The 18,797-nt window shown below is 65.8% G+C and carries 16 protein-coding genes; 9 read left to right on the forward strand and 7 right to left on the reverse strand.

The genetic code is table 11. From position 1 onward, the window contains the following. Positions 1 to 77 precede the first annotated feature (77 nt). The 8 genes from GST15_RS02965 to tkt all read left to right on the forward strand — a co-directional run bounded on the left by GST15_RS02965 (position 78) and on the right by tkt (position 11,382). Positions 78 to 755: a YiaD family glycine zipper/OmpA-like lipoprotein gene (locus tag GST15_RS02965; RefSeq protein WP_159015772.1), complete on the forward strand. Its 678-nt coding sequence runs from the start codon at positions 78 to 80 to the stop codon at positions 753 to 755. A 145-nt stretch (positions 756 to 900) separates the two neighbouring features. Beyond that, positions 901 to 2,319, forward strand: coding sequence for a glucose-6-phosphate dehydrogenase (gene zwf / locus GST15_RS02970; protein ID WP_233263029.1), 1,419 nt, complete (start codon positions 901 to 903; stop codon positions 2,317 to 2,319). Continuing rightward, complete coding sequence (locus GST15_RS02975; protein ID WP_159015774.1) at positions 2,313 to 3,002, forward strand: HAD family hydrolase; 690 nt, start codon at positions 2,313 to 2,315, stop codon at positions 3,000 to 3,002. Before zwf ends, GST15_RS02975 begins: the two co-directional genes overlap by 7 nt. Then, positions 2,999 to 4,090, forward strand: coding sequence for a transaldolase (gene tal / locus GST15_RS02980; protein ID WP_159015775.1), 1,092 nt, complete (start codon positions 2,999 to 3,001; stop codon positions 4,088 to 4,090). Before GST15_RS02975 ends, tal begins: the two co-directional genes overlap by 4 nt. Further along, positions 4,087 to 5,751 (forward strand): glucose-6-phosphate isomerase, encoded by a 1,665-nt coding sequence (gene pgi, locus GST15_RS02985; protein ID WP_159015776.1) that lies wholly within the window; start codon positions 4,087 to 4,089, stop codon positions 5,749 to 5,751. The genes tal and pgi overlap by 4 nt, the downstream gene beginning before the upstream one ends. A 28-nt stretch (positions 5,752 to 5,779) precedes the next feature. Next, complete coding sequence (locus GST15_RS02990) at positions 5,780 to 8,140, forward strand: phosphoketolase family protein (RefSeq protein WP_159015777.1); 2,361 nt, start codon at positions 5,780 to 5,782, stop codon at positions 8,138 to 8,140. After that, complete coding sequence (locus tag GST15_RS02995) at positions 8,137 to 9,303, forward strand: acetate/propionate family kinase (RefSeq protein ID WP_159015778.1); 1,167 nt, start codon at positions 8,137 to 8,139, stop codon at positions 9,301 to 9,303. Before GST15_RS02990 ends, GST15_RS02995 begins: the two co-directional genes overlap by 4 nt. A 12-nt stretch (positions 9,304 to 9,315) precedes the next feature. Further along, complete coding sequence (tkt, locus tag GST15_RS03000; RefSeq protein ID WP_159015779.1) at positions 9,316 to 11,382, forward strand: transketolase; 2,067 nt, start codon at positions 9,316 to 9,318, stop codon at positions 11,380 to 11,382. Positions 11,383 to 11,432: 50 nt separating this feature from the next. On the opposite strand, the gene gnd is transcribed toward tkt, so the two are convergent. After that, positions 11,433 to 12,338, reverse strand: a complete 906-nt coding sequence (gnd, locus tag GST15_RS03005) for a phosphogluconate dehydrogenase (NAD(+)-dependent, decarboxylating) (RefSeq protein ID WP_159015780.1) — start codon at positions 12,336 to 12,338, stop codon at positions 11,433 to 11,435. A gap of 617 nt (positions 12,339 to 12,955) precedes the next feature. On the opposite strand from gnd, the gene GST15_RS03010 reads away from it, so the two are divergent. After that, the gene (locus tag GST15_RS03010) at positions 12,956 to 14,005 is read left to right on the forward strand and encodes a diguanylate cyclase domain-containing protein (RefSeq protein ID WP_159015781.1); all 1,050 of its coding nucleotides are present in this window, start codon (positions 12,956 to 12,958) and stop codon (positions 14,003 to 14,005) included. Between the two features lie 54 nt (positions 14,006 to 14,059). On the opposite strand, the gene GST15_RS03015 is transcribed toward GST15_RS03010, so the two are convergent. From GST15_RS03015 to GST15_RS03040, 6 genes are all read right to left on the reverse strand, one after another. Continuing rightward, on the reverse strand, positions 14,060 to 14,275 hold the full coding sequence (locus GST15_RS03015) for a hypothetical protein (protein ID WP_159015782.1): 216 nt from the start codon (positions 14,273 to 14,275) through the stop codon (positions 14,060 to 14,062). Between the two features lie 207 nt (positions 14,276 to 14,482). Then, complete coding sequence (locus GST15_RS03020; protein WP_425482202.1) at positions 14,483 to 15,262, reverse strand: sulfite exporter TauE/SafE family protein; 780 nt, start codon at positions 15,260 to 15,262, stop codon at positions 14,483 to 14,485. A 72-nt stretch (positions 15,263 to 15,334) separates the two neighbouring features. After that, on the reverse strand, positions 15,335 to 15,712 hold the full coding sequence (locus tag GST15_RS03025) for a rhodanese-like domain-containing protein (protein ID WP_159015784.1): 378 nt from the start codon (positions 15,710 to 15,712) through the stop codon (positions 15,335 to 15,337). 61 nt (positions 15,713 to 15,773) lie between these two features. After that, complete coding sequence (locus GST15_RS03030; protein ID WP_233263030.1) at positions 15,774 to 16,670, reverse strand: c-type cytochrome; 897 nt, start codon at positions 16,668 to 16,670, stop codon at positions 15,774 to 15,776. Between the two features lie 80 nt (positions 16,671 to 16,750). Then, positions 16,751 to 17,404, reverse strand: coding sequence for a c-type cytochrome (locus GST15_RS03035; RefSeq protein ID WP_159015786.1), 654 nt, complete (start codon positions 17,402 to 17,404; stop codon positions 16,751 to 16,753). An 89-nt stretch (positions 17,405 to 17,493) separates the two neighbouring features. Further along, the gene (locus GST15_RS03040; protein WP_233263031.1) at positions 17,494 to 18,069 is read right to left on the reverse strand and encodes a DsrE family protein; all 576 of its coding nucleotides are present in this window, start codon (positions 18,067 to 18,069) and stop codon (positions 17,494 to 17,496) included. Positions 18,070 to 18,797 lie beyond the last annotated feature (728 nt).

Genomic DNA, 18,797 nt, shown 5'->3' on the forward strand with positions numbered 1-18,797 from the left:
GGCGACGTCGCGATATCTATCTTGATGCGCGTATTCAGGTCCATTTCGGGGCCGCCAACGCGATCAGGAGATTTTCGATGAACAAGTTCACCACCACCGGGTTGGCCGCGGGCCTTGCCAGCGTCATGTTGCTGTCCAGTTGCGCCACCTATACCGGCCAGACCAACGATCCGAACGATCCCAACCGGACCCGCACAGGTGCCCTGATCGGTGCCGGCATCGGTGCGGTGGCCGGGCTGCTGAGCGGCGGCGACGCCGTCGAGCGGCGCCAGCGCGCGATGGTTGGTGCGGGCGTCGGTGGCCTTGCGGGTGCCGGCATCGGTGCCTACCAGGATCGCCAGGAAGCCGCGCTGCGCCGCAGCCTTGCCGGGTCCGGCGTGGACGTCGTGCGACAGGGCGACAACATCACGCTGAACATGCCGGGCAACATCACGTTCGCCTTCGACAGCAGCAACCTGCAACCGCAGTTCTATCCGGTGCTGGACAACGTGGCGAGCACGTTGAACCAGTACAACCAGACGGTCATCGAGGTTGCCGGCCATACCGACAACGTCGGTACGGATGCCTACAACCAGCAGTTGTCGGTGCAACGTGCCAACGCCGTGGCCGCCTACCTGGGCGGCAAGGGCGTGATCCAGCAGCGGATGATGATCGTCGGCGCAGGCGAGACCCGCCCGATCGCCAGCAACGATACCGATGCCGGACGCGCGCAGAACCGTCGCGTCGAAATCACCATCGTGCCGGTCCGCAGCTGACGGTTCGAGACAGGGGATGGCGGGCCGCGAAAGCGGCCCGCTTTTTTATTGGGTCCGGCGTGGTCGACCATGCCTTAACCGTACATCGTGTATGAATGGCGGGCTGGCGGCGTCCGCCCCGGCGCCCACCCCGCGGGAGCAAGCGTTGACACCATCTGCCGATGCCTCCGACGCCCTGGTTTTTTTCGGCGCGACTGGCGACCTTGCCTACAAGAAGATCTTCCCTGCGCTGCAGGCGCTGGTGCGCAATGGGCTTGATATCCCGATCATCGGCATCGCCCGCCAGGGATGGGACCTGGAGAAGCTGCGCGAACGCATGCGCGACAGCCTGGAGCACGCAGGTGGAGTCGATCCGGATGCCTTCGCCCGGCTCAGTGCGAACCTCCAGTACGTCGATGGCGATTACAACGATCCCCAGACCTTCGTCCGGCTCAAGGCCGCACTCGACGGCAAGAAATCCCCGCTGCATTACCTGGCCATTCCGCCAGCCCTGTTCCCCACGGTGATCAAGGGGCTGGCCGACGCCAGTTGCGCCACCAACGCACGCGTCGTCGTCGAAAAACCCTTCGGCCGCGATCTCGCGTCGGCCCAGGCGCTCAATGCGACCCTGCACGCCGTCTTCCCGGAAGAGCGCGTGTTCCGCATCGACCATTTCCTGGGCAAGGAGGCGGTGCGGAACCTGCTGTATTTCCGCTTCGCCAACACATTCCTGGAGCCCGTGTGGAACCGCAATTTCATCGACAACGTGCAGGTGACGATGGCGGAGGACTTCGGCGTGCAGGGTCGCGGAGGCTTCTACGACGACGTCGGCGCGATCCGTGACGTTGTCCAGAATCACCTGCTGCAGGTCGTTGCCTTGCTGGCGATGGATGCCCCCATCGGCGATGACGCGCGCGCGATCCAGCTGGAGAAGATCCGCCTGTTCCATGCCATGCGGCCGATCAAGCCGGCGCACGTCGTGCGTGGCCAGTTTCGCGGCTACCGCGACGAGCCCGGCGTGCACGCCGACTCGCAGGTCGAGACCTTCGCCGCCATGCGGCTGGACATCGACACCTGGCGCTGGGCCGGCGTGCCGTTCTACATCCGCACCGGCAAGTGCCTGCCACTGACCGCAACGGAGGTCGTGGTGGAACTGAAAAAGCCGCCGATGCCGATCTTCGACGATGATTACGCCGGGCATGCCGGCCATGGTCACATGCCGCGATCGAATTACTTCCGGTTCCGGTTGGGACCCGACATGGTGATCGCGGCCGGCGCCCGCGTGAAGCGCCCCGGCGAATCCATGCGTGGCGACGATGTCGAACTGGTTGCGCGACATCAGCCCGCGCTGGGCGCGCCACCGTACGAACGCCTGCTCGGCGACGCCCTGCGCGGCGACTCGTCGCTGTTCACCCGCGACGAAGCGGTGGAAGCGGCCTGGCGGGTGGTGGATCCGATCCTCTCGATGCCCGGTCCAGTGGAGATCTACGAGCCAGGCAGCTGGGGTCCGGCATCCGCGGCGCACGTGGTCGCCCGCGACGATGGCTGGCATGACCCGCAAGCCGAAGCAAGCGCGCCATGCTGACGGTGTCCGATGGCTTGGTGTTCCTGCTCGACGTCGACAACACGCTGCTCGACAACGACCGGTTTTCAGCCGACCTGGATGCCCGGCTCACGTCGGCCCTGGGGAGCGAGGGACGCACGCGTTATCGCGCGCTGTACGACAGCCTGCGCAGGCAGCGCGGCTACGCCGACTACCTGGAGCCGCTGCAGCAGTTGCGCCCGGATTTCGTTGCCGATCCCGACCTGCTGCAGCTGTCGACGTTCCTGTTGGACTATCCGTTCGCGGACCTGGTCTATCCGGGCGTGGCCCCGCTCATGCAGGCGCTGCATGCAGCCGGCACGCCGGTGATCCTGTCCGACGGCGACTTGGTATTCCAGCCGCGCAAGATCCAGCGGTCCGGGCTGTGGGAGGCGGTGCAGGGCAGGGTGCACGTGTATCTCCACAAGGAACAGATGCTCCCCGCCATCAAGCAGGCCTACCCGGCACGGCATTACGTCATGGTCGACGACAAGCCGGCACTGCTGGCTGCCATCAAACAACGGCTGGGCGACGCTGTCACCACGATTTTCGTCCGCCAGGGCCACTATGCGACGGATGAACTGCTGGCCGCTGCGCCCATCGCACCAGACGTCTGCATCGGCCGCATCGGCGAGCTCGTCGATCATGTCGGCCGCATGGCCAATATTTTCAAGGAGTCACGATGAACCACAACCTTCAGCAGCTGCGCAAGCTCGGACAGAGCCTGTGGCTGGACAACATCACCCGCGAGTTGCTCGACAGCGGCACGCTTGCGCGCGACATCGCGGACTATGGCCTGACCGGCCTGACGTCCAATCCCACGATCTTCGACGAGGCGATCGGCAACAGCGAGGCCTATGACGCCGCCATCCGCGAAAAGTGCGCGAATGGATTGCAGCGAGAAGCACTGTTCATCGAACTGGCGCTGGAAGACCTGCGTCGGGCGGCGGATCTGTTCCTGCCGGCGCACCGCGCCAGCGACGGCGTGGACGGATGGGTTTCGATGGAGGTTTCGCCCTTGCTGGCCGGCGACACCGCCGGCAGCATCGAGGCGGCCGCACGCATCCATCGGCAGGCCGCGCGCGACAACCTCTTCATCAAGATCCCGGGAACACCCGAAGGCGTGCCCGCGATCGAGGAGTCGATCTTCAACGGCATCCCGGTCAACGTGACGCTGCTGTTTTCCGCGCGGCAGTATCTCGCCGTGGCCGAGGCCTACATGCGCGGCATCCAGCGCCGTCTCGATGCGAACCGCGACCCGGTAGTGGGCTGCGTGGCGTCGTTGTTCGTCAGCCGCTGGGACAAGGCCATCAAGGACAAGGTGCCCGCGGAATTGCGCAACCACCTGGGCGTCGCCATCGGCCAGCGGACCTATCGCGCCTATCGTGCATTGCTGGCATCCGACCGCTGGCGCCGCCTGGCCGAGGCTGGCGCACGTCCGCAGCGCTTGCTGTGGGCGAGCACCAGCACCAAGGATCCGGCGGCACCGGACACGCTGTACGTCACGTCGCTCGCTGCTCCAGACACGATCAACACCATGCCGGAGGCGACGCTGCGCGCGTATGCCGAACACGGCGAGCTGCAAGGCGCGATGGACGCCGATGGTGGCGATTCGGAGTTGGTGCTCGCGCGGTTCGCCAAGGCTGGCATCGACACCGAAGCCCTGGCCGCGCAGCTGCAGCGCGACGGTGCGCAGTCGTTCGTCAAGTCCTGGCAGGACCTGATGCAGCGCATCGAAACCAAGGCCACCGCACTGGAACACGCCAGCCCATGAAGGACACGATCGACGCAGTGAAGGGGCAGGGCGAGGCGCTCACCGGGCGGCCGCAGTGGCAGGCCTTGTCGCTGCACGCCGAGGGTCTGCGCCACAGACAGCTGCATGAGTGGTTCGCTGATGAGCCAGATCGGGGCGAGCGCCTGTCAGCGGAAGGCGCCGGCATCTACCTGGATTACTCCAAGCAGCGCATTGGCGACGAGACGCTGCGCCTGCTCATCGACCTGGCGCGTGCCTGCAACGTCGAATCCCGCGTCGCCGCGATGTTTGTCGGGGAGCGCGTCAATTTCACCGAACAGCGTCCCGCGCTGCATGTCGCGTTGCGGGCGCCGGTGACCGAATCGATCATGGTCGATGGCGTCGATGTCGTGGCAGACGTGCATGCCGTGCTGCAACGCATGGGCGATTTCGCGGACCGTGTCCGCGATGGCGAGTGGAAGGGCGCCACGGGCAAGCGCATCCGCCATGTCATCAACATCGGCATCGGCGGATCGGACCTGGGTCCGGTCATGGCCTACGAAGCATTGCGGCATTACAGCGACCGCCAGCTGGCTTTCGGCTTCGTCTCCAACGTCGACCCCGTCGATTTCCACGAGGCGACGCTCGGACTCGACCCGGCCGAGACCTTGTTCATCGTCTGCTCCAAGACGTTCACCACGCAGGAGACGCTGACCAACGCCCACGCCGCGCGCGACTGGTGCGTGGCTGCCCTGGGTGCCGATGCGGTGGCGCGACACTTCGTCGCCGTCTCCACCAACGCCGATGGCGTGCGCGACTTCGGCATCGATACCGACAACATGTTCGGGTTCTGGGACTGGGTCGGTGGGCGTTACTCGATGGATTCGGCGATCGGCCTGTCGACCATGATCGCGATCGGCCCGGCGCAGTTTGCGCAGATGCTGGACGGCTTCCATGCGATGGACGTGCATTTCCGCGACACGCCGCCCGAGCGCAACCTGCCGATGCTGATGGCGCTGCTGGCGATCTGGAACAACAACTTCCTCGGCGCCTCGACGCTGGCGGTGCTGCCGTACGCCGATCACCTCAAGCGGTTTCCGGCGTACCTGCAGCAGCTCACGATGGAGAGCAACGGCAAGCACGTCACGCGCGACGGCACGCCCTGCGACTACCAGACCGGTCCGGTGTACTGGGGCGAGCCCGGCACCAATGGCCAGCACTCGTTCTACCAGCTGCTGCACCAGGGCACGCGACTGGTGCCCTGCGACTTCATCGGCTTCTGCCAGCCGTTGGGTGGCGCCGATGCCCTGTCGCAACATGACCTGTTGATGGCCAACCTGTTTGCACAGAGCGAGGCACTGGCCTTCGGCAAGACGCTGGCGCAGGTCCGGGCGGAGGGCACGTCCGAAGACATCGCGCCGCATCGCGTGTTCGAGGGCAACCGGCCCAGCAACACGCTGCTTGCCGATCGGCTGACGCCACGTTCGCTCGGCGCTCTGGTCGCGCTCTACGAGCACAGCGTCTTCGTGCAGGGCGTGATCTGGAACATCGACAGTTTCGACCAATGGGGCGTGGAGCTGGGCAAGCAGCTGGCCAGGCGCACAGAATCCGAGCTCGCTGCAACGGACACGCCGGACTTGCGGCACGACAGCTCGACCAATGCCCTGATCCGGCGCTATCGCGCGGCACGGAACCCGCGCTGATGGCGGGCGCGCGGCCGGTCATGGACGGATGAACGCAGGGCTGGACCCGGACCTGCTTCGCCGCATGCACGGCTGGTGGCGTGCGGCCAACTACCTGTCGGTTGGCCAGATCTACCTGCGCGACAACCCGCTGCTGGATAGGCCGCTGTCCCGTGACGACATCAAGCCGCGCCTGCTCGGCCACTGGGGTACGACGCCCGGGCTGAACTTCATCTACGTGCACCTCAATCGACTGATCAGGCAGCACGACCTGGACATGATCGACATCACCGGTCCGGGCCACGGCGGGCCGGCGATGGTGGCCAACACCTACCTCGAGGGGACGTACAGCGAGATCTATCCGCAGGTCAGCCGCGACCGGGAGGGCATGCGCAGGCTGTTCCGGCAGTTCTCCTGGCCGTACGGAATCCCGAGCCACGCAGCGCCCGAGACGCCGGGATCGATCAACGAGGGCGGCGAGTTGGGTTATTCCCTCGCACACGCCTATGGCGCTGCATTCGACAACCCGGATCTGATCGTTGCCTGCGTGATCGGCGACGGCGAGGCGGAGACCGGTCCGCTCGCGGCAAGTTGGCATTCCAACAAGTTCATCAATCCGGCGCGCGATGGCGTCGTGCTGCCGATCCTGCATCTCAACGGATTCAAGATCGCCAACCCTGCGGTGCTTGCCCGGATCGGCAATGCGGAACTCGCCGAACTGATGCGCGGTTACGGGCACCAGCCGTACTTCGTCGAAGGCGACGATCCAGCAAGCATGCATCGCGAATTCGCACGGACGCTGGACCAGGTGTTGTCCGATATCCGCGGCATCCAGGCTGCTGCGCGCGCTCGTGGTGCGGCGCCCGTGCGGCCACGGTGGCCGATGATCGTGCTGCGTTCGCCCAAGGGCTGGACCGGGCCGAAAATGGTCGATGGCCTGCCGGTTGAGGGCACGTGGCGTGCCCACCAGGTACCGCTGGACGACTTCGAAAAACCCGGGCACCTGCAGCAACTCGACGCGTGGATGCGCAGCTACGCCCCGCACGAATTGTTCGACGCCGACGGGCGCTTCCGCGAGGAGTTCGCGTCGCTGGCGCCAATCAGCAAGCGCCGCATGGGTGCCAATCCGCATGCCAACGGTGGCGCATTGCTGGTGCCGCTGGAGATGCCGGACGTACGCGAGTTCGCCGTGGACGTCCCGGCGCCTGGAACGGTGAGTGCCGAAGCCACCCGCGTGCTCGGCGACTTCCTCGCCCAGGTCATGCACGACAACGACGCACGGAAGAACTTCCGCCTGTTCGGGCCGGATGAGACCGCGTCCAATCGCCTGGGTGCGGTGATCGACGACAGCGGCAAGGCATGGATGGCGGACATCGAGCCGGTGGACATGGACCTGTCCGCGAACGGCCGGGTCATGGAAGTGCTCAGCGAGCACCTGTGCGAGGGCTGGCTGGAAGGCTACCTGCTGACGGGCCGCCACGGCTTGTTCTCCTGCTACGAGGCCTTCATCCACATCATCGACTCGATGTTCAACCAGCATGCCAAATGGCTGAAGGTGTCGCGCGAACTGGCGTGGCGCAGGCCCATCGCATCGCTCAATTACCTGCTGACGTCGCATGTCTGGCAGCAGGACCACAACGGCTTCTCGCACCAGGATCCCGGCTTCATCGACCACGTCGCCAACAAGAAGGCCGAGGTCGTGCGGATCTACCTCGCGCCGGATGCCAATTGCCTGCTGGCGGTCTCCGACCACTGCCTGCGCAGCCGCGACTACATCAACGTCATCGTCGCCGGCAAGGCGCCGGCATGGCAGTGGCTGGATATCGAATCCGCCATCCGCCACTGCGATGCCGGAGCCGGCATCTGGGATTGGGCGGGCAATGACGGCGGCGATCCGGACATCGTCATGGCCTGCGCGGGCGATGTGCCGACGCTGGAAACGCTCGCCGCGGTCACGCTGTTGCACGAGTACGAGCCCGACCTGCGCATCCGCGTGGTCAATGTCGTCGACCTGCTGGCGCTGCAGCCGGCGAGCGAGCATCCGCATGGATTGACCGACGACGCCTTCGACGCGCTGTTCACCGCCGATCGGCCGATCCTGTTCGCGTTCCATGGTTATCCGGGCCTGATCCACCGGCTCACGTACCGGCGTCGCGGCCACGACAACCTGCATGTGCGTGGCTACAAGGAAGAAGGCACGACGACGACGCGTTTCGACATGGTCGTGCTCAACAACATCGATCGTTACCAGTTGGCGCTGGACGCCATCCGGCGGGTACCGCGCCTGCACGGCCATGTCGACGCGGCCACGCAACGCTATCGCGAGACCATCGCCCGCCACCGCGCCTACGTCAGCGAGCACGGCCAGGACATGCCGGAGGTCCTCGACTGGCACTGGCGGGCGCCATGAGCGATGCCGCGACGGCAAGCGTGCTGGCCCTGAACGCAGGCTCGTCGTCGTTGAAATTCGGTCTGTTCGCGGTCGATGCCGACGCCTGTCGTCGCGTCCTGTCGGGAACAGCGGCATTCGAAGGCACATGGGTCGTTCGTGACGACGGCGGACAGGACATCGGCGGCGACAGCGCCCCAGGCAACGAGGCCGGCGGCGCCGTTGCCGCGATCAAGCGCGTGCTGGAATCCCGCGGCCTTCCGAAACCCGATGCCATCGGACACCGCATCGTGCACGGCGGACGTGGTCATCGCGACCACGTGGTGATCGACGAATCGGTGATCCGCCAATTGCAGGACGCCATCGTGCTGGCGCCGCTGCATGCGCCTGCATCGATCGAACTGCTGCAGGCCACCGGCGCGAACTTCCCCCACGTGCCGCAGGTGGCGTGCCTGGATACGGCCTTCCATCGGACGATGCCGGACGTTGCCCGCACGCTTCCGATACCCGCCAGCCTGCGCGACCGCGGCGTCGAACGCTACGGCTTCCATGGCTTGTCGTGCGAGTCCATCGTGCGGCAACTCGGCGCGCCATTGCCACCCCGGCTTGTCATCGCGCACCTGGGTCATGGTGCGAGCGTCACGGCGGTCGCCGATGGCCGCTCGATCGACACCAGCATGGGCCTGACGCCCAGCGGCGGGGTGATGATGAGTACCCGCACCGGCGACATCGATCCCGGCCTGTTGCTGTATGCCGCACGCGAGCTCGACGGCGACCTGTCCGCGCTCGAGACGCTGCTGGACCGGCAGTCGGGCCTGCTGGGTGTGTCCGGCAGCAGCGATGACATGCGCGAGTTGCATTCCGCCGCGGCGTCCAGCGCCGACGCGCGGCTCGCGATCGCGATGTTCTGCTACAGCGTGCGCAAGCAGGTGGGCGCAATGGCGGCAGTACTCGGGGGGCTGGACCTGCTGGTTTTCACCGGCGGGATCGGTGAGAACGATCCGCTGGTCCGTGCCGATATCTGCGCGGGACTGGACGCCCTCGGCCTTGCGTCGGGCGACGCCCCGTCCCGCATCAGCGTGTTGCCCTCGCAGGAGGATGCGCAGATCGCGCGCCATGCCTGGGATCTTGTTTTTGCAACTGGCGACGCAACCCGCGTGGCCTGTCCATCGCTATCCGACTGAAGAGCAGAAAACATGTCCAACGTCCTCGACCAGCGCTGCATCGATACCCTGCGTTTCCTTGCCGTCGATGCGGTGCAGAAGGCCGACAGCGGCCATCCCGGCATGCCGCTTGGCGCGATGCCGATGGCCTACGTGCTGTGGGATCGTTTCCTCAAGCACAACCCGCGCAATCCCGGCTGGACCGATCGCGACCGGTTCGTGCTCTCCGCAGGGCACGGCTCGATGCTGCTGTACGCGCTGCTGCACATGACCGGTTATGACCTCTCGCTCGACGACATCAAGCAGTTCCGGCAGTGGGGCAGCAGGACGCCGGGCCATCCCGAGCGCGGACATACGCCGGGTGTCGAAGTCACCACCGGGCCGCTGGGGCAGGGCGTCGGCAACGCTGTCGGCATGGCCATCGCCGAGGCGCAGCTGGCCGCGCGCTACAACCGCCCGGGCCACGCGGTCATCGACCATCGCACCTGGGTCATCGCCAGTGACGGCGACCTGATGGAAGGCGTCGCATCGGAAGCGGCCTCGCTGGCAGGCCATCTGAAACTCGGCAAGTTGATCTGCCTGTACGACGACAACCACGTGACGCTCGCTGCGGGGACCGACATCACCTTCACCGAGGATCGCGGCGCGCGCTTTGCCGCCTACGGCTGGCAGGTGCTGCACGTGGACGACGGCAACGACCTGGACGCGATCCATGCCGCGCTTCAGGCTGCCTGCGAGGACACCGAACGTCCGTCGCTGGTGATGGTGCGCACGCACCTGGGCTACGGATCGCCCGAACAGGACAGCTTCAAGGCGCACGGTTCCCCGTTGGGCGAGGAGGATGTGCGAAGGACCAAGCAGGCGCTGGGATGGCCGGTCGAGCCGACGTTCCTGGTTCCCGACGATGCGCTGTCGCACCTGCGCGAGGCGGTTGCGCGTGGCACTGCGCTGGAGGACAAGTGGAACGATGACTTCGCCGCCTACGCACAGGCCAACCGCGATCTCGCCGCCGAGCTCGAGCGTGGATTGCACGGGGGCCTGCCCGATGGCTGGGACGCGAAGATCCCGGTGTTTCCTGCCGATGCCAAGGGAATGGCGACACGCGAGGCATCGGGCAAGGTCATGAATGCCATCGCGCCGCACCTGCCGACACTGACCGGTGGCTCGGCCGACCTCGACCCGTCGACCAAGACGGCGCTCAAGGGCATGGGTGATTTCAACCCGCCATTGCAGGCAGGCGAGGACGCGCAGGGATCCGACGGCGCGGGGTGGAGCCATGCCGGCCGCAACCTGCATTTCGGCGTGCGCGAGCACGCGATGGGCGCCATCGCCAACGGCATGGCGGCACACGGTGGCTGCATTCCGTTCACGGCGACATTCCTGATCTTTTCGGATTACATGCGCCCGCCGATGCGGCTCGCGGCGTTGTCGCGACTGCACGTCATCCATGTCTTCACCCATGACAGCATCGCCGTCGGCGAGGACGGACCGACGCACCAGCCGATCGAACAACTGGCCAACCTGCGCGCGGTCCCCAACCTGACGGTCATCCGTCCAGGCGATGCCAACGAAACCGCGATGGCCTGGCGCGCCGCGCTGCAGACACGGGATGCGCCGGTGTCGCTGGTCTTTTCCCGACAAGCGCTGCCGACGCTGGACCGCACCCGGTTTGCCGCCGCCGACGGATTGCTTCGTGGTGGATACGTGCTGGACGACGGCGAGCGCGATCCGGCGTTGATCCTGATGGCGTCGGGATCCGAAGTGCACCTGATCGTCGACGCCGCCCAGCGATTGCGCGACACCGGCCTCGCCGTGCGTTGCGTGTCGATGCCCAGTTGGGAGCTGTTCGATGCGCAGCCGGCCAGCTATCGCGATTCGGTGTTGCCGCCAGTCGTGCGCGCGCGCCTGGCGGTGGAAGCCGGCGTCACCCAGGGTTGGTGGCGCTACGTTGGCGATGGCGGCGATGTGCTGGGCATCGACCATTTCGGCGCGTCGGCGCCGGGCGACGTCACCCTGCGCGAATTCGGCTTCAGCGTGGAAGAAGTCTGCCGTCGGGCGCAGGCCATCCTGTCATCGGCCACTGCGTCGGCGCGGCGTTGAGCGCACCATCCGCAGGCGACAGGTCCGCAATGACGTGTCCGGGGACGGCGTCATTCCTTCTTGATTTCATGCCCGCCGAATTCATTGCGCATCGCCGCCAGCAGCTTGTCGGCGAAGGAATCGTTGTCCCGTGAGCGCAGCCGCGCCATCAACGACAGGGCGATGACCGGAGCCGGCACGTTGAGGTCGATGGCTTCCTGGAGCGTCCAGCGTCCTTCCCCGGAGTCGGCCACCCACGGCGCGATGCCTTCCATCGCCGGATTCCTGCCCAGCGCATCGGATGTCAGGTCCAGCAGCCAGGATCGCACCACGCTGCCGGTGCGCCAGATCTCGGCGACCTGGTGCAGGTCCAGCGCGAACTCCTGCTTGTGCTGCAGGATCGAGAATCCCTCCGCGTAGGCCTGCATCAGTCCGTATTCGATGCCGTTGTGGACCATCTTGGTGAAGTGCCCGGAGCCAACAGGACCGACGTGGCCCCAGCCCTTGTCCGCGGCCGGCGCCAGCGTCTCCAGGATCGGACGCAGCTTGTCGACCACGGCCTTGTCGCCGCCGACCATCAGGCTGTAGCCCTCGTCCAGGCCCCAGACGCCACCACTGGTCCCGGCGTCCACGTACGCGACGTTGCGTTGTGCCATCTGCGCGGCCCGCCGCATGCTGTCCTTGTAATTGGAGTTGCCGCCGTCGATCAGCACGTCGCCGGGCTCGAGCAGCGCGCCGAGCGCTTCCACGGTGCCGTCGGTGATCGAGCCGGCCGGCACCATCATCCAGAGCGTCCTGGGCGCCGGAAGCATCCGGACCAGCGTGGCAAGGGAATCCGCCGAACGGCCTTCGTGGCCCTCCAGTTCGGAGCGCGCCTCGCTCTTCGGATCAAAGCCGACGACCGCGTGCCCGCCGCGCAGGAGGCGCAAGGCCATGTTCGCGCCCATGCGCCCCAGACCGATCATTCCAAGTTCCATGCCCACTCCCGGTTGCAGCGCCGCATCGTGCGCGGCCAGCCATGATGCCGCAGTGACATCGGCGGCGTCGCCTTCGCGCGTCCGATCGGCATGAAAAAGCCCGGGGTGTGTCCCGGGGCCATGAAGTGGGCTGTGACTCAATTGGCCAGCACATGGAAGTCCACGTCCGTTGCCTGGAGGAGCGCCGTGCTCGTACGACACGATGCCGCGACCGTCGGGGGAGAATCACTTGCGCAGGAATCCTTGAGGGCGACCGCCCCATCCACCCGCTGTCAGGCGCCCCAGCGGATTTCCAATCTGCCATCGCCGAAGCGTCGGACTCCAGAGCGTGATTACCGCGAGGAGACATCACGTTGCATCGACGAAATCGCCGGGAGCCCGTGTTGCCCATTTCCGAAAAGCGCGTTGGTCGAGTACACGAGACGACACGATTCGACTGATGGGCCGGGGTGCCGCCTGGGTCCAGGTGGCCGTTCGCGGGCGCTGCGCATTCAGCGTACGCGCCGACGGAAAATGCAGGAAACGCGGATGATTTCCGAAGAAGCGTTCGACGTCATTCACATTCCGCTTCGCACGATCACCTGGGCTTTGCAAAGCTTTCTCTACATTGGCCCGCTATGATCGACGTCGGTGAAACCATGCCTGCGGGGAGCGACTCCGATATCGAGGAGACACGCGAAACCCTGGCGGACCTGAAGCGCGAAGTGGCCGAGCTCCAGCAGCAGTGGGAGTTCAGCCACAGCGCGTTGCGCGCCATGCCCGATGGCGTTGTGATTGTCGGCGCCCAAGGCCGGATCGACTTCATCAATCCCGTCGCCGCGCACCTGACCGGGTGGACCGAGGCGGACCTGATCGGGCGGAAGTTCGACGAGGGCGTGCATTTCACCGATCCACAGGGCACGCCGATCGACGTGCTCAACACCAGCGGTCGGGATATCGCGGGATTGATGCGACGCGACGAGCACGTCGTGCTGGTCGAGGCCGCCGTCGCCCCGGTTGTCGACAGCGCGCGCAAGCACGTGGGCTCCATCATCACCTTCCGCAACGTCACGGCTGCCCGGCGCCTCACCAACGAACTGACGTACCACGCCAACCACGATGCGCTCACCGGGCTGGACAATCGCCGCGCATTCGAGTTCCGCCTGGAGCGCGCGGTGGCCAATGCAGCCGAGCAGGGCAGTCGCCACAGCCTGCTGTACTTCGACCTGGATTTCTTCAAGGCGGTGAACGACCAGGCTGGACACGTAGCCGGCGACGAATTGCTCAGGCAGCTTGCGGCCGTGCTGAGGAAACAGCTTCGCGATAGCGACATGCTGGCCCGGCTCGGCGGTGATGAATTCGCGGTGCTGCTGTCGAATTGCACGAGGCAGCAGGCGGCATGCGCATCCGAGAAGATCAGGTCCGCCGTGGCGACGTTCACCTTCTTGTGGGAAGGGGCCGAGTTCCGCATCGGGGCGAGCATCGGTCGCGTGGATTTCCGCGATGGCGCGATGACGGTTTCCGAACTGCTCGTCCACGCCGACGAGATGTGCTACCTGGCCAAGACCTCCGGCCGCAACCAGGTCAAGTCGTACGAGCCGCAACGCGATCGATCCCTGCACCAGCCGGGGGCCGGAGATTCGTACCCGCGCGCGTTGCGGCCGGCGGAAAGCGCGCGTCGCTCCTGATCGGAATCGTCCGAAGGCCTGTTGGAAAACGCCAGCGATTTGCCGCGGACGCAATCAGCCCAGCAATGTGATCGAAGCCAGGGTCTTGAAGTTGTGCAGCTCCTCGGCGACGAAATCCGCATATCCCGAGGCGACGGCGACTGCCATCAGGTCGCTGATCTGCGATTCGAGCCACTCGACGACGCTGGTGTTGCCGGACGCCAGCTGTTCGTGCAGCTGCTCCTGGAGGATGCCCAGTCGTTCTTCAAGCGCCTCCCGCCTCCAGCCCATGTCGACGCCTCCGATCGAATCATCAGGCTGCCCGGGTCGGGCAGATCCCAATCCAAACAACACTACCCCTGTTGGCGTCAACGGGCTGCAGATAAGCCTGTGGATAAGCGGTGGGTAATCGCCAGGCGGACGCGCATCCCGTATTCATGGAAGGTCATAGAGGAGGACATGGACGCATCGCAGCTGCCCAGGCGCCTGCCTGGGCGGTTAGATCGCGCCCAATGCCTGGGCGCTTCGCCACAGCATGTAGAGCGCAACGACGATGATGAGCCCCGCGAGCACGGCATTGAGTGCGCCTCGTCGAACGGACAATCGGGTCGCCATCTTCTCTCCGAGCAATCCGCCGACGATTCCGCCACCGAAAAACGCGACGGCGAGTGTCCAGTCGACCATGCCCGATTGCGCATAGTTGATGGCGGTCGTCAGCGCGAAGGCGGCGACGGCGAGCAGCGAGGACCCCACGGCGTACAGGATGGGCATGCCGGTCGCCGTGATCAGCCCGGGTACCACGAGGAATCCGCCACCGATGCCGAAGAATCCGGACAACAGGCCGGTAGCGGCGCCCGATGCCAGCAGCTTGGGCGCGTTGCCGCGATCGAGCTTCACCGCGGCATCGCCTTCGACCGAGCGACCTCGCAACATCAGCACCGCGACGATGAGCATCAGCAGTGCAAACAACGCCAGGAGCTTCTGTCCGTCGAAGGCCTTTCCCAGTGTCGATCCGACGTAGGCGCCGATGACACCCGCTGCTGCGAACAGCGCGGCACATTTCCATTTGACGTTGCCGCGTCGGGCATGGTGGGTCAGGTTGATGCCGGCATTTGCGGCGACGGCCACCGCGCTGGTGCCGATGGCGACGTGCGGGTCGTTGACGCCGACGAGGTACACCATCAGCGGCACGGCCAGGATCGAGCCGCCGCCGCCCACGAGTCCAAGTGAGAATCCGACGAGGGAGCCGGCTGCTGCCCCGATCAGGTCCTGGGCGATGGTCAGCGATGTCATGTCGACACCGTCGCCCGAGCGCAATGCAGGAGCTGCAAGACGCCAGCCAGCAACATGTCAGATTTGTCCACGGCCACCGGGTGTCAGCGGGAATCCGGCCGACTGCCATGCAATGACTCCGCCTGCGAGGTTCCTGGCGCGGCCATCGAGCGAGTCGAGGAGATGCTGGCAGGCGATTCCGCTGCGCGCGCCGCTGCGACACACCATGACAACACTCATCGCGCTGTCGACATCGATTCCGGCCAGGCGCAGCGCGTCGGCGCCTTGCTGTTGTATCCGCCCCAGCGGAACGTTGATCGCACCGGGGATGGCGGCTGCGGCGAACTCGGCGGGTTCACGGACATCGATCGCCGTTGCGCCCGCCTTGATTGCGGATAGTGCGTCGCGCGGCGGGACGTCGATGGAATCGGATAGCCAGGAGTGCGATGGGTTCATGTGGGGGCTCGGGTTGGCGAAGGTGCACGGCGCATTGGCACTTTCTTCGTTTGCCACCCAATCACTGATGAACGGATCTGTTTTTCTGGGCGCCTGGCCCAGGCGGGTTGGCGCCGAGCAGGCGGCCATCAACCACGGTCCCATACAGCGAGTTGGGGTCGTCATGGAACAGTTTGCGGGTTGCCGCGACATCGCCGGTGAAACGGGGATCCTGGGGGCGTTCATGCGCATCGATGAACATCGCCACATCCCAGGCTTGCTGGTTGCCCAGGGATCCGCCGCGGCCCAGCGGCATGTTGGCCTGGATGAAGGCGGCGGCGTTGTCCAACTGATGCATGCCGGCTCCCCAGTTGTATGAATCGGGCCCCCAGAGCGGCGGGAAGACGAAGCGCCCGGCGACCTTCTGTCCTTGCCCATCCTTGCCATGGCACAGGGCGCAGTTGTCCTGGAACACCAGCTCGCCACGCCGGTAGTCCGGGGGTTGAGGCGCCTTCATTTTTGGATAGCCGGCACCTGCAAGCGTCGCGCCGACCGGCGCACCCTTCGACATCCAGAACGAATAGGCTTCCAGCGCCAGCATTTCCGAGCTGCCGGCGGGCGGCGCCTTGCCGTTCATGCTGTAAACAAAGCATCCCTGCAGGCGCTGGATGTAATCGTTGACCTGGCCGGTCTTGCTTCGATAGGCGGGATAGCGCACGTACGCGCCCCACAGCGGAGCCGAGTTCGCCAGCCGACCGGCGTCCAGATGGCAGTTGCTGCAACTCAGTCCATTGCCGACGTAAGCGGCAGCGTACGTGCCGGTGTCGGTGAAGATGTCGCGTCCGTGCCGCACCAGATCGCCGAAAGGCCCACTCGGGATGTCGTCCTCGCCTGGCGGTGTGAACGTCGCGCCGGTGCGTGAGGCCGTTGGCGTGGCTGGCGGTTGGGCGACGGACGGCGGCTGCGACGGTGCGGACACGGTCGACTCGGGCCGCTTGCAACCCGTAAGCACAAGTCCCGCCACGATGGCGATCGTCAATATTGCCGAGCGTGCTGGTTTCATGGAGTCGTCGTCGCCGCGAGTGAGGCCGGTTGCGCGGCGAACCAGTCCGCGACCGACTGGATGTCACTGTCGCTCAGCTGCGCGGCGACATGCCGCATGAGCTCAATGGGATCATTCCTGCGCGTTCCCGCCTGCCACGCGTGCAACTGGGCGGCGGTATAGGCGGCCGGCTGTGCAGCCAGGGCAGGGAATGCGTCGCCGACACCGACGCCGCCCGGACCATGGCATTGCCCGCACGCGGGGACGCCCTTGCTCCAGCGCCCGCGCCTGGCGAGGAGGCCGCCTGGACTGTCAGCAGCGGGAGCGGGAGCTGCAGCCGCAACCGGGACCGGCATTGCAGCGTAATAGTCGGCCATTGCCTGTCGATCAGCCGGTGACAACGCCGAGGCGATGGGCTGCATCGCGGCGTTGATGCGGGTGCCGTTGTTGAAGTCAGCCAGTTGCTTGGCCATGTAGGCCGCATTCAATCCGGCCAGGCGGGGGAACATGAGCTGTCCGGCACCGCTTGCGCCGTGGCATCCCGAGCACGGGGGGATGCCGGCGCTTCCGCGCGATGCAAGGGTTGCGGGATCGATCGCGGCCGCCGGTGTCGCGCAGGCAAGGAGGATCGCCAGCAGCAATATTCGCGCAATGCCATCACGAGCACGCATGGGTCGATTCCATTCCGGGCCAGGCGCCATGATCCACCAGCCGCATCGGCCTGTCGCGTGACCCCGCCGATTGACGACGCGGCGCGGCATCAGTCCGGGATCAACGCGTATCCGCGCAACTGCAGGTTCGCCAGGGTCGTCAGCGCGGAGACGTCGAGGCGCACGCCAGGGGCGACTTCAGTAGCCTTGATCGACTGTGCATGCAGCGCCTGGCTGCAGACACTCACCGTGACTCCAGCCGCACGCAGGCGCGCGATCAGTGGAAGATTCGGATTCCGCCCCGGGCCACCTGACGACAGCAGTTGTTCGAACCACGCCAGGCTGGCGTTGTGGATCGTCATTCCGCCCGCGTGCCGGGAGTAAGCCTCGTCGGTGAGGACAGCCAGGGTCGCGGGGCCATGCACGACCGCGACGACATCGCCGGGTTGCGGGCGCACGCCATCGGCCGCGAGGAGGTTGAGGAATCGGGCGACGCCTTCCAGCGACGGATTCGCCTTGTCCGGAGACGTGTCGGCGCGGGTGATGTTGAAGACCACCCGGTAATGCAACGCGGGGTCGGGGCGTTCCTTCGCGCCGATGGCTGGTGCGATCGGCCCGTAATGCTGAACTGCTGGCGGTAACGTGGCGAGGGATGTTGCCGGCAGTGCAACGGCCAGCAGGACCAAGCAGGCACAGCGGCGGAGCAAATGCATTGCGATGCGGTTTCCTGTTGTTTCCCGGTGGCCGGGGGGCGATTGCGGGACGTGCCTTCAGTTACGTCACGCACCATTCGATGTGCGATCGATTCATCACAGGCTTTTGACGCTAGCAAAGGCGGGTTCACGTCGGGGTGAACAACAGCGACACGCCTGGGAGCCTGTCCATGCAGCCTCCCGGGCATGTGCAGCTCACGGTTTCTCCGCGGCCGGCCGGGCCGCACGAGATCGCATTGGCTGGCTGCAATTCCGATCAGGATAAGTGACGCGACAGTGGCTGCGTATGGAACTCATGTGCGCGGACACATGCATGCCCTTGAACGGTGTCGACGTCGTGTTTGCATGCAACTGACCAAGGTCAAACGCTCCGATGCGGTGATATGCGTCAATACGCACAGGTCATCGTGGGATGTGGCATGAACGCCATTCGTAGAGCACAAGTTTCCCGGCCGCACCGCCGATATTCCGACGGCCGCTTCGAAGACCCGCCACACGGGTTGCCCGCGGATGTCGAGATGGGATTCCACGACTCGACGCGTCGCGTCCAGCTTGGTACGCGCAATCGCCATCGAGTCCCTGCCGCGCTTGCAGTCGTGGCAATCGCGTTGATCACGGCGCTATGGATCAGCGGTCCCGATTGGCGGAAATTGTTGCTCTTCGTGGCCATCGTGACCGTGGCTGCATGGGCCCCATTTGCA

Source organism: Cognatiluteimonas profundi, assembly GCF_009792795.1.
Taxonomy (GTDB): Bacteria; Pseudomonadota; Gammaproteobacteria; order Xanthomonadales; family Xanthomonadaceae; genus Cognatiluteimonas; species Cognatiluteimonas profundi.

Coding starts and splice junctions, on each gene's coding strand:
- GST15_RS02965 (WP_159015772.1), top strand. CDS start 78: ATGAACAAGTTCACCACCACCGGGTTGGCCGCGGGCCTTGCCAGCGTC.
- GST15_RS02975 (WP_159015774.1), top strand. CDS start 2,313: ATGCTGACGGTGTCCGATGGCTTGGTGTTCCTGCTCGACGTCGACAAC.
- tal (WP_159015775.1), top strand. CDS start 2,999: ATGAACCACAACCTTCAGCAGCTGCGCAAGCTCGGACAGAGCCTGTGG.
- pgi (WP_159015776.1), top strand. CDS start 4,087: ATGAAGGACACGATCGACGCAGTGAAGGGGCAGGGCGAGGCGCTCACC.
- GST15_RS02990 (WP_159015777.1), top strand. CDS start 5,780: ATGAACGCAGGGCTGGACCCGGACCTGCTTCGCCGCATGCACGGCTGG.
- GST15_RS02995 (WP_159015778.1), top strand. CDS start 8,137: ATGAGCGATGCCGCGACGGCAAGCGTGCTGGCCCTGAACGCAGGCTCG.
- tkt (WP_159015779.1), top strand. CDS start 9,316: ATGTCCAACGTCCTCGACCAGCGCTGCATCGATACCCTGCGTTTCCTT.
- gnd (WP_159015780.1), bottom strand. CDS start 12,338: ATGGAACTTGGAATGATCGGTCTGGGGCGCATGGGCGCGAACATGGCC.
- GST15_RS03010 (WP_159015781.1), top strand. CDS start 12,956: ATGATCGACGTCGGTGAAACCATGCCTGCGGGGAGCGACTCCGATATC.
- GST15_RS03015 (WP_159015782.1), bottom strand. CDS start 14,275: ATGGGCTGGAGGCGGGAGGCGCTTGAAGAACGACTGGGCATCCTCCAG.
- GST15_RS03025 (WP_159015784.1), bottom strand. CDS start 15,712: ATGAACCCATCGCACTCCTGGCTATCCGATTCCATCGACGTCCCGCCG.
- GST15_RS03035 (WP_159015786.1), bottom strand. CDS start 17,404: ATGCGTGCTCGTGATGGCATTGCGCGAATATTGCTGCTGGCGATCCTC.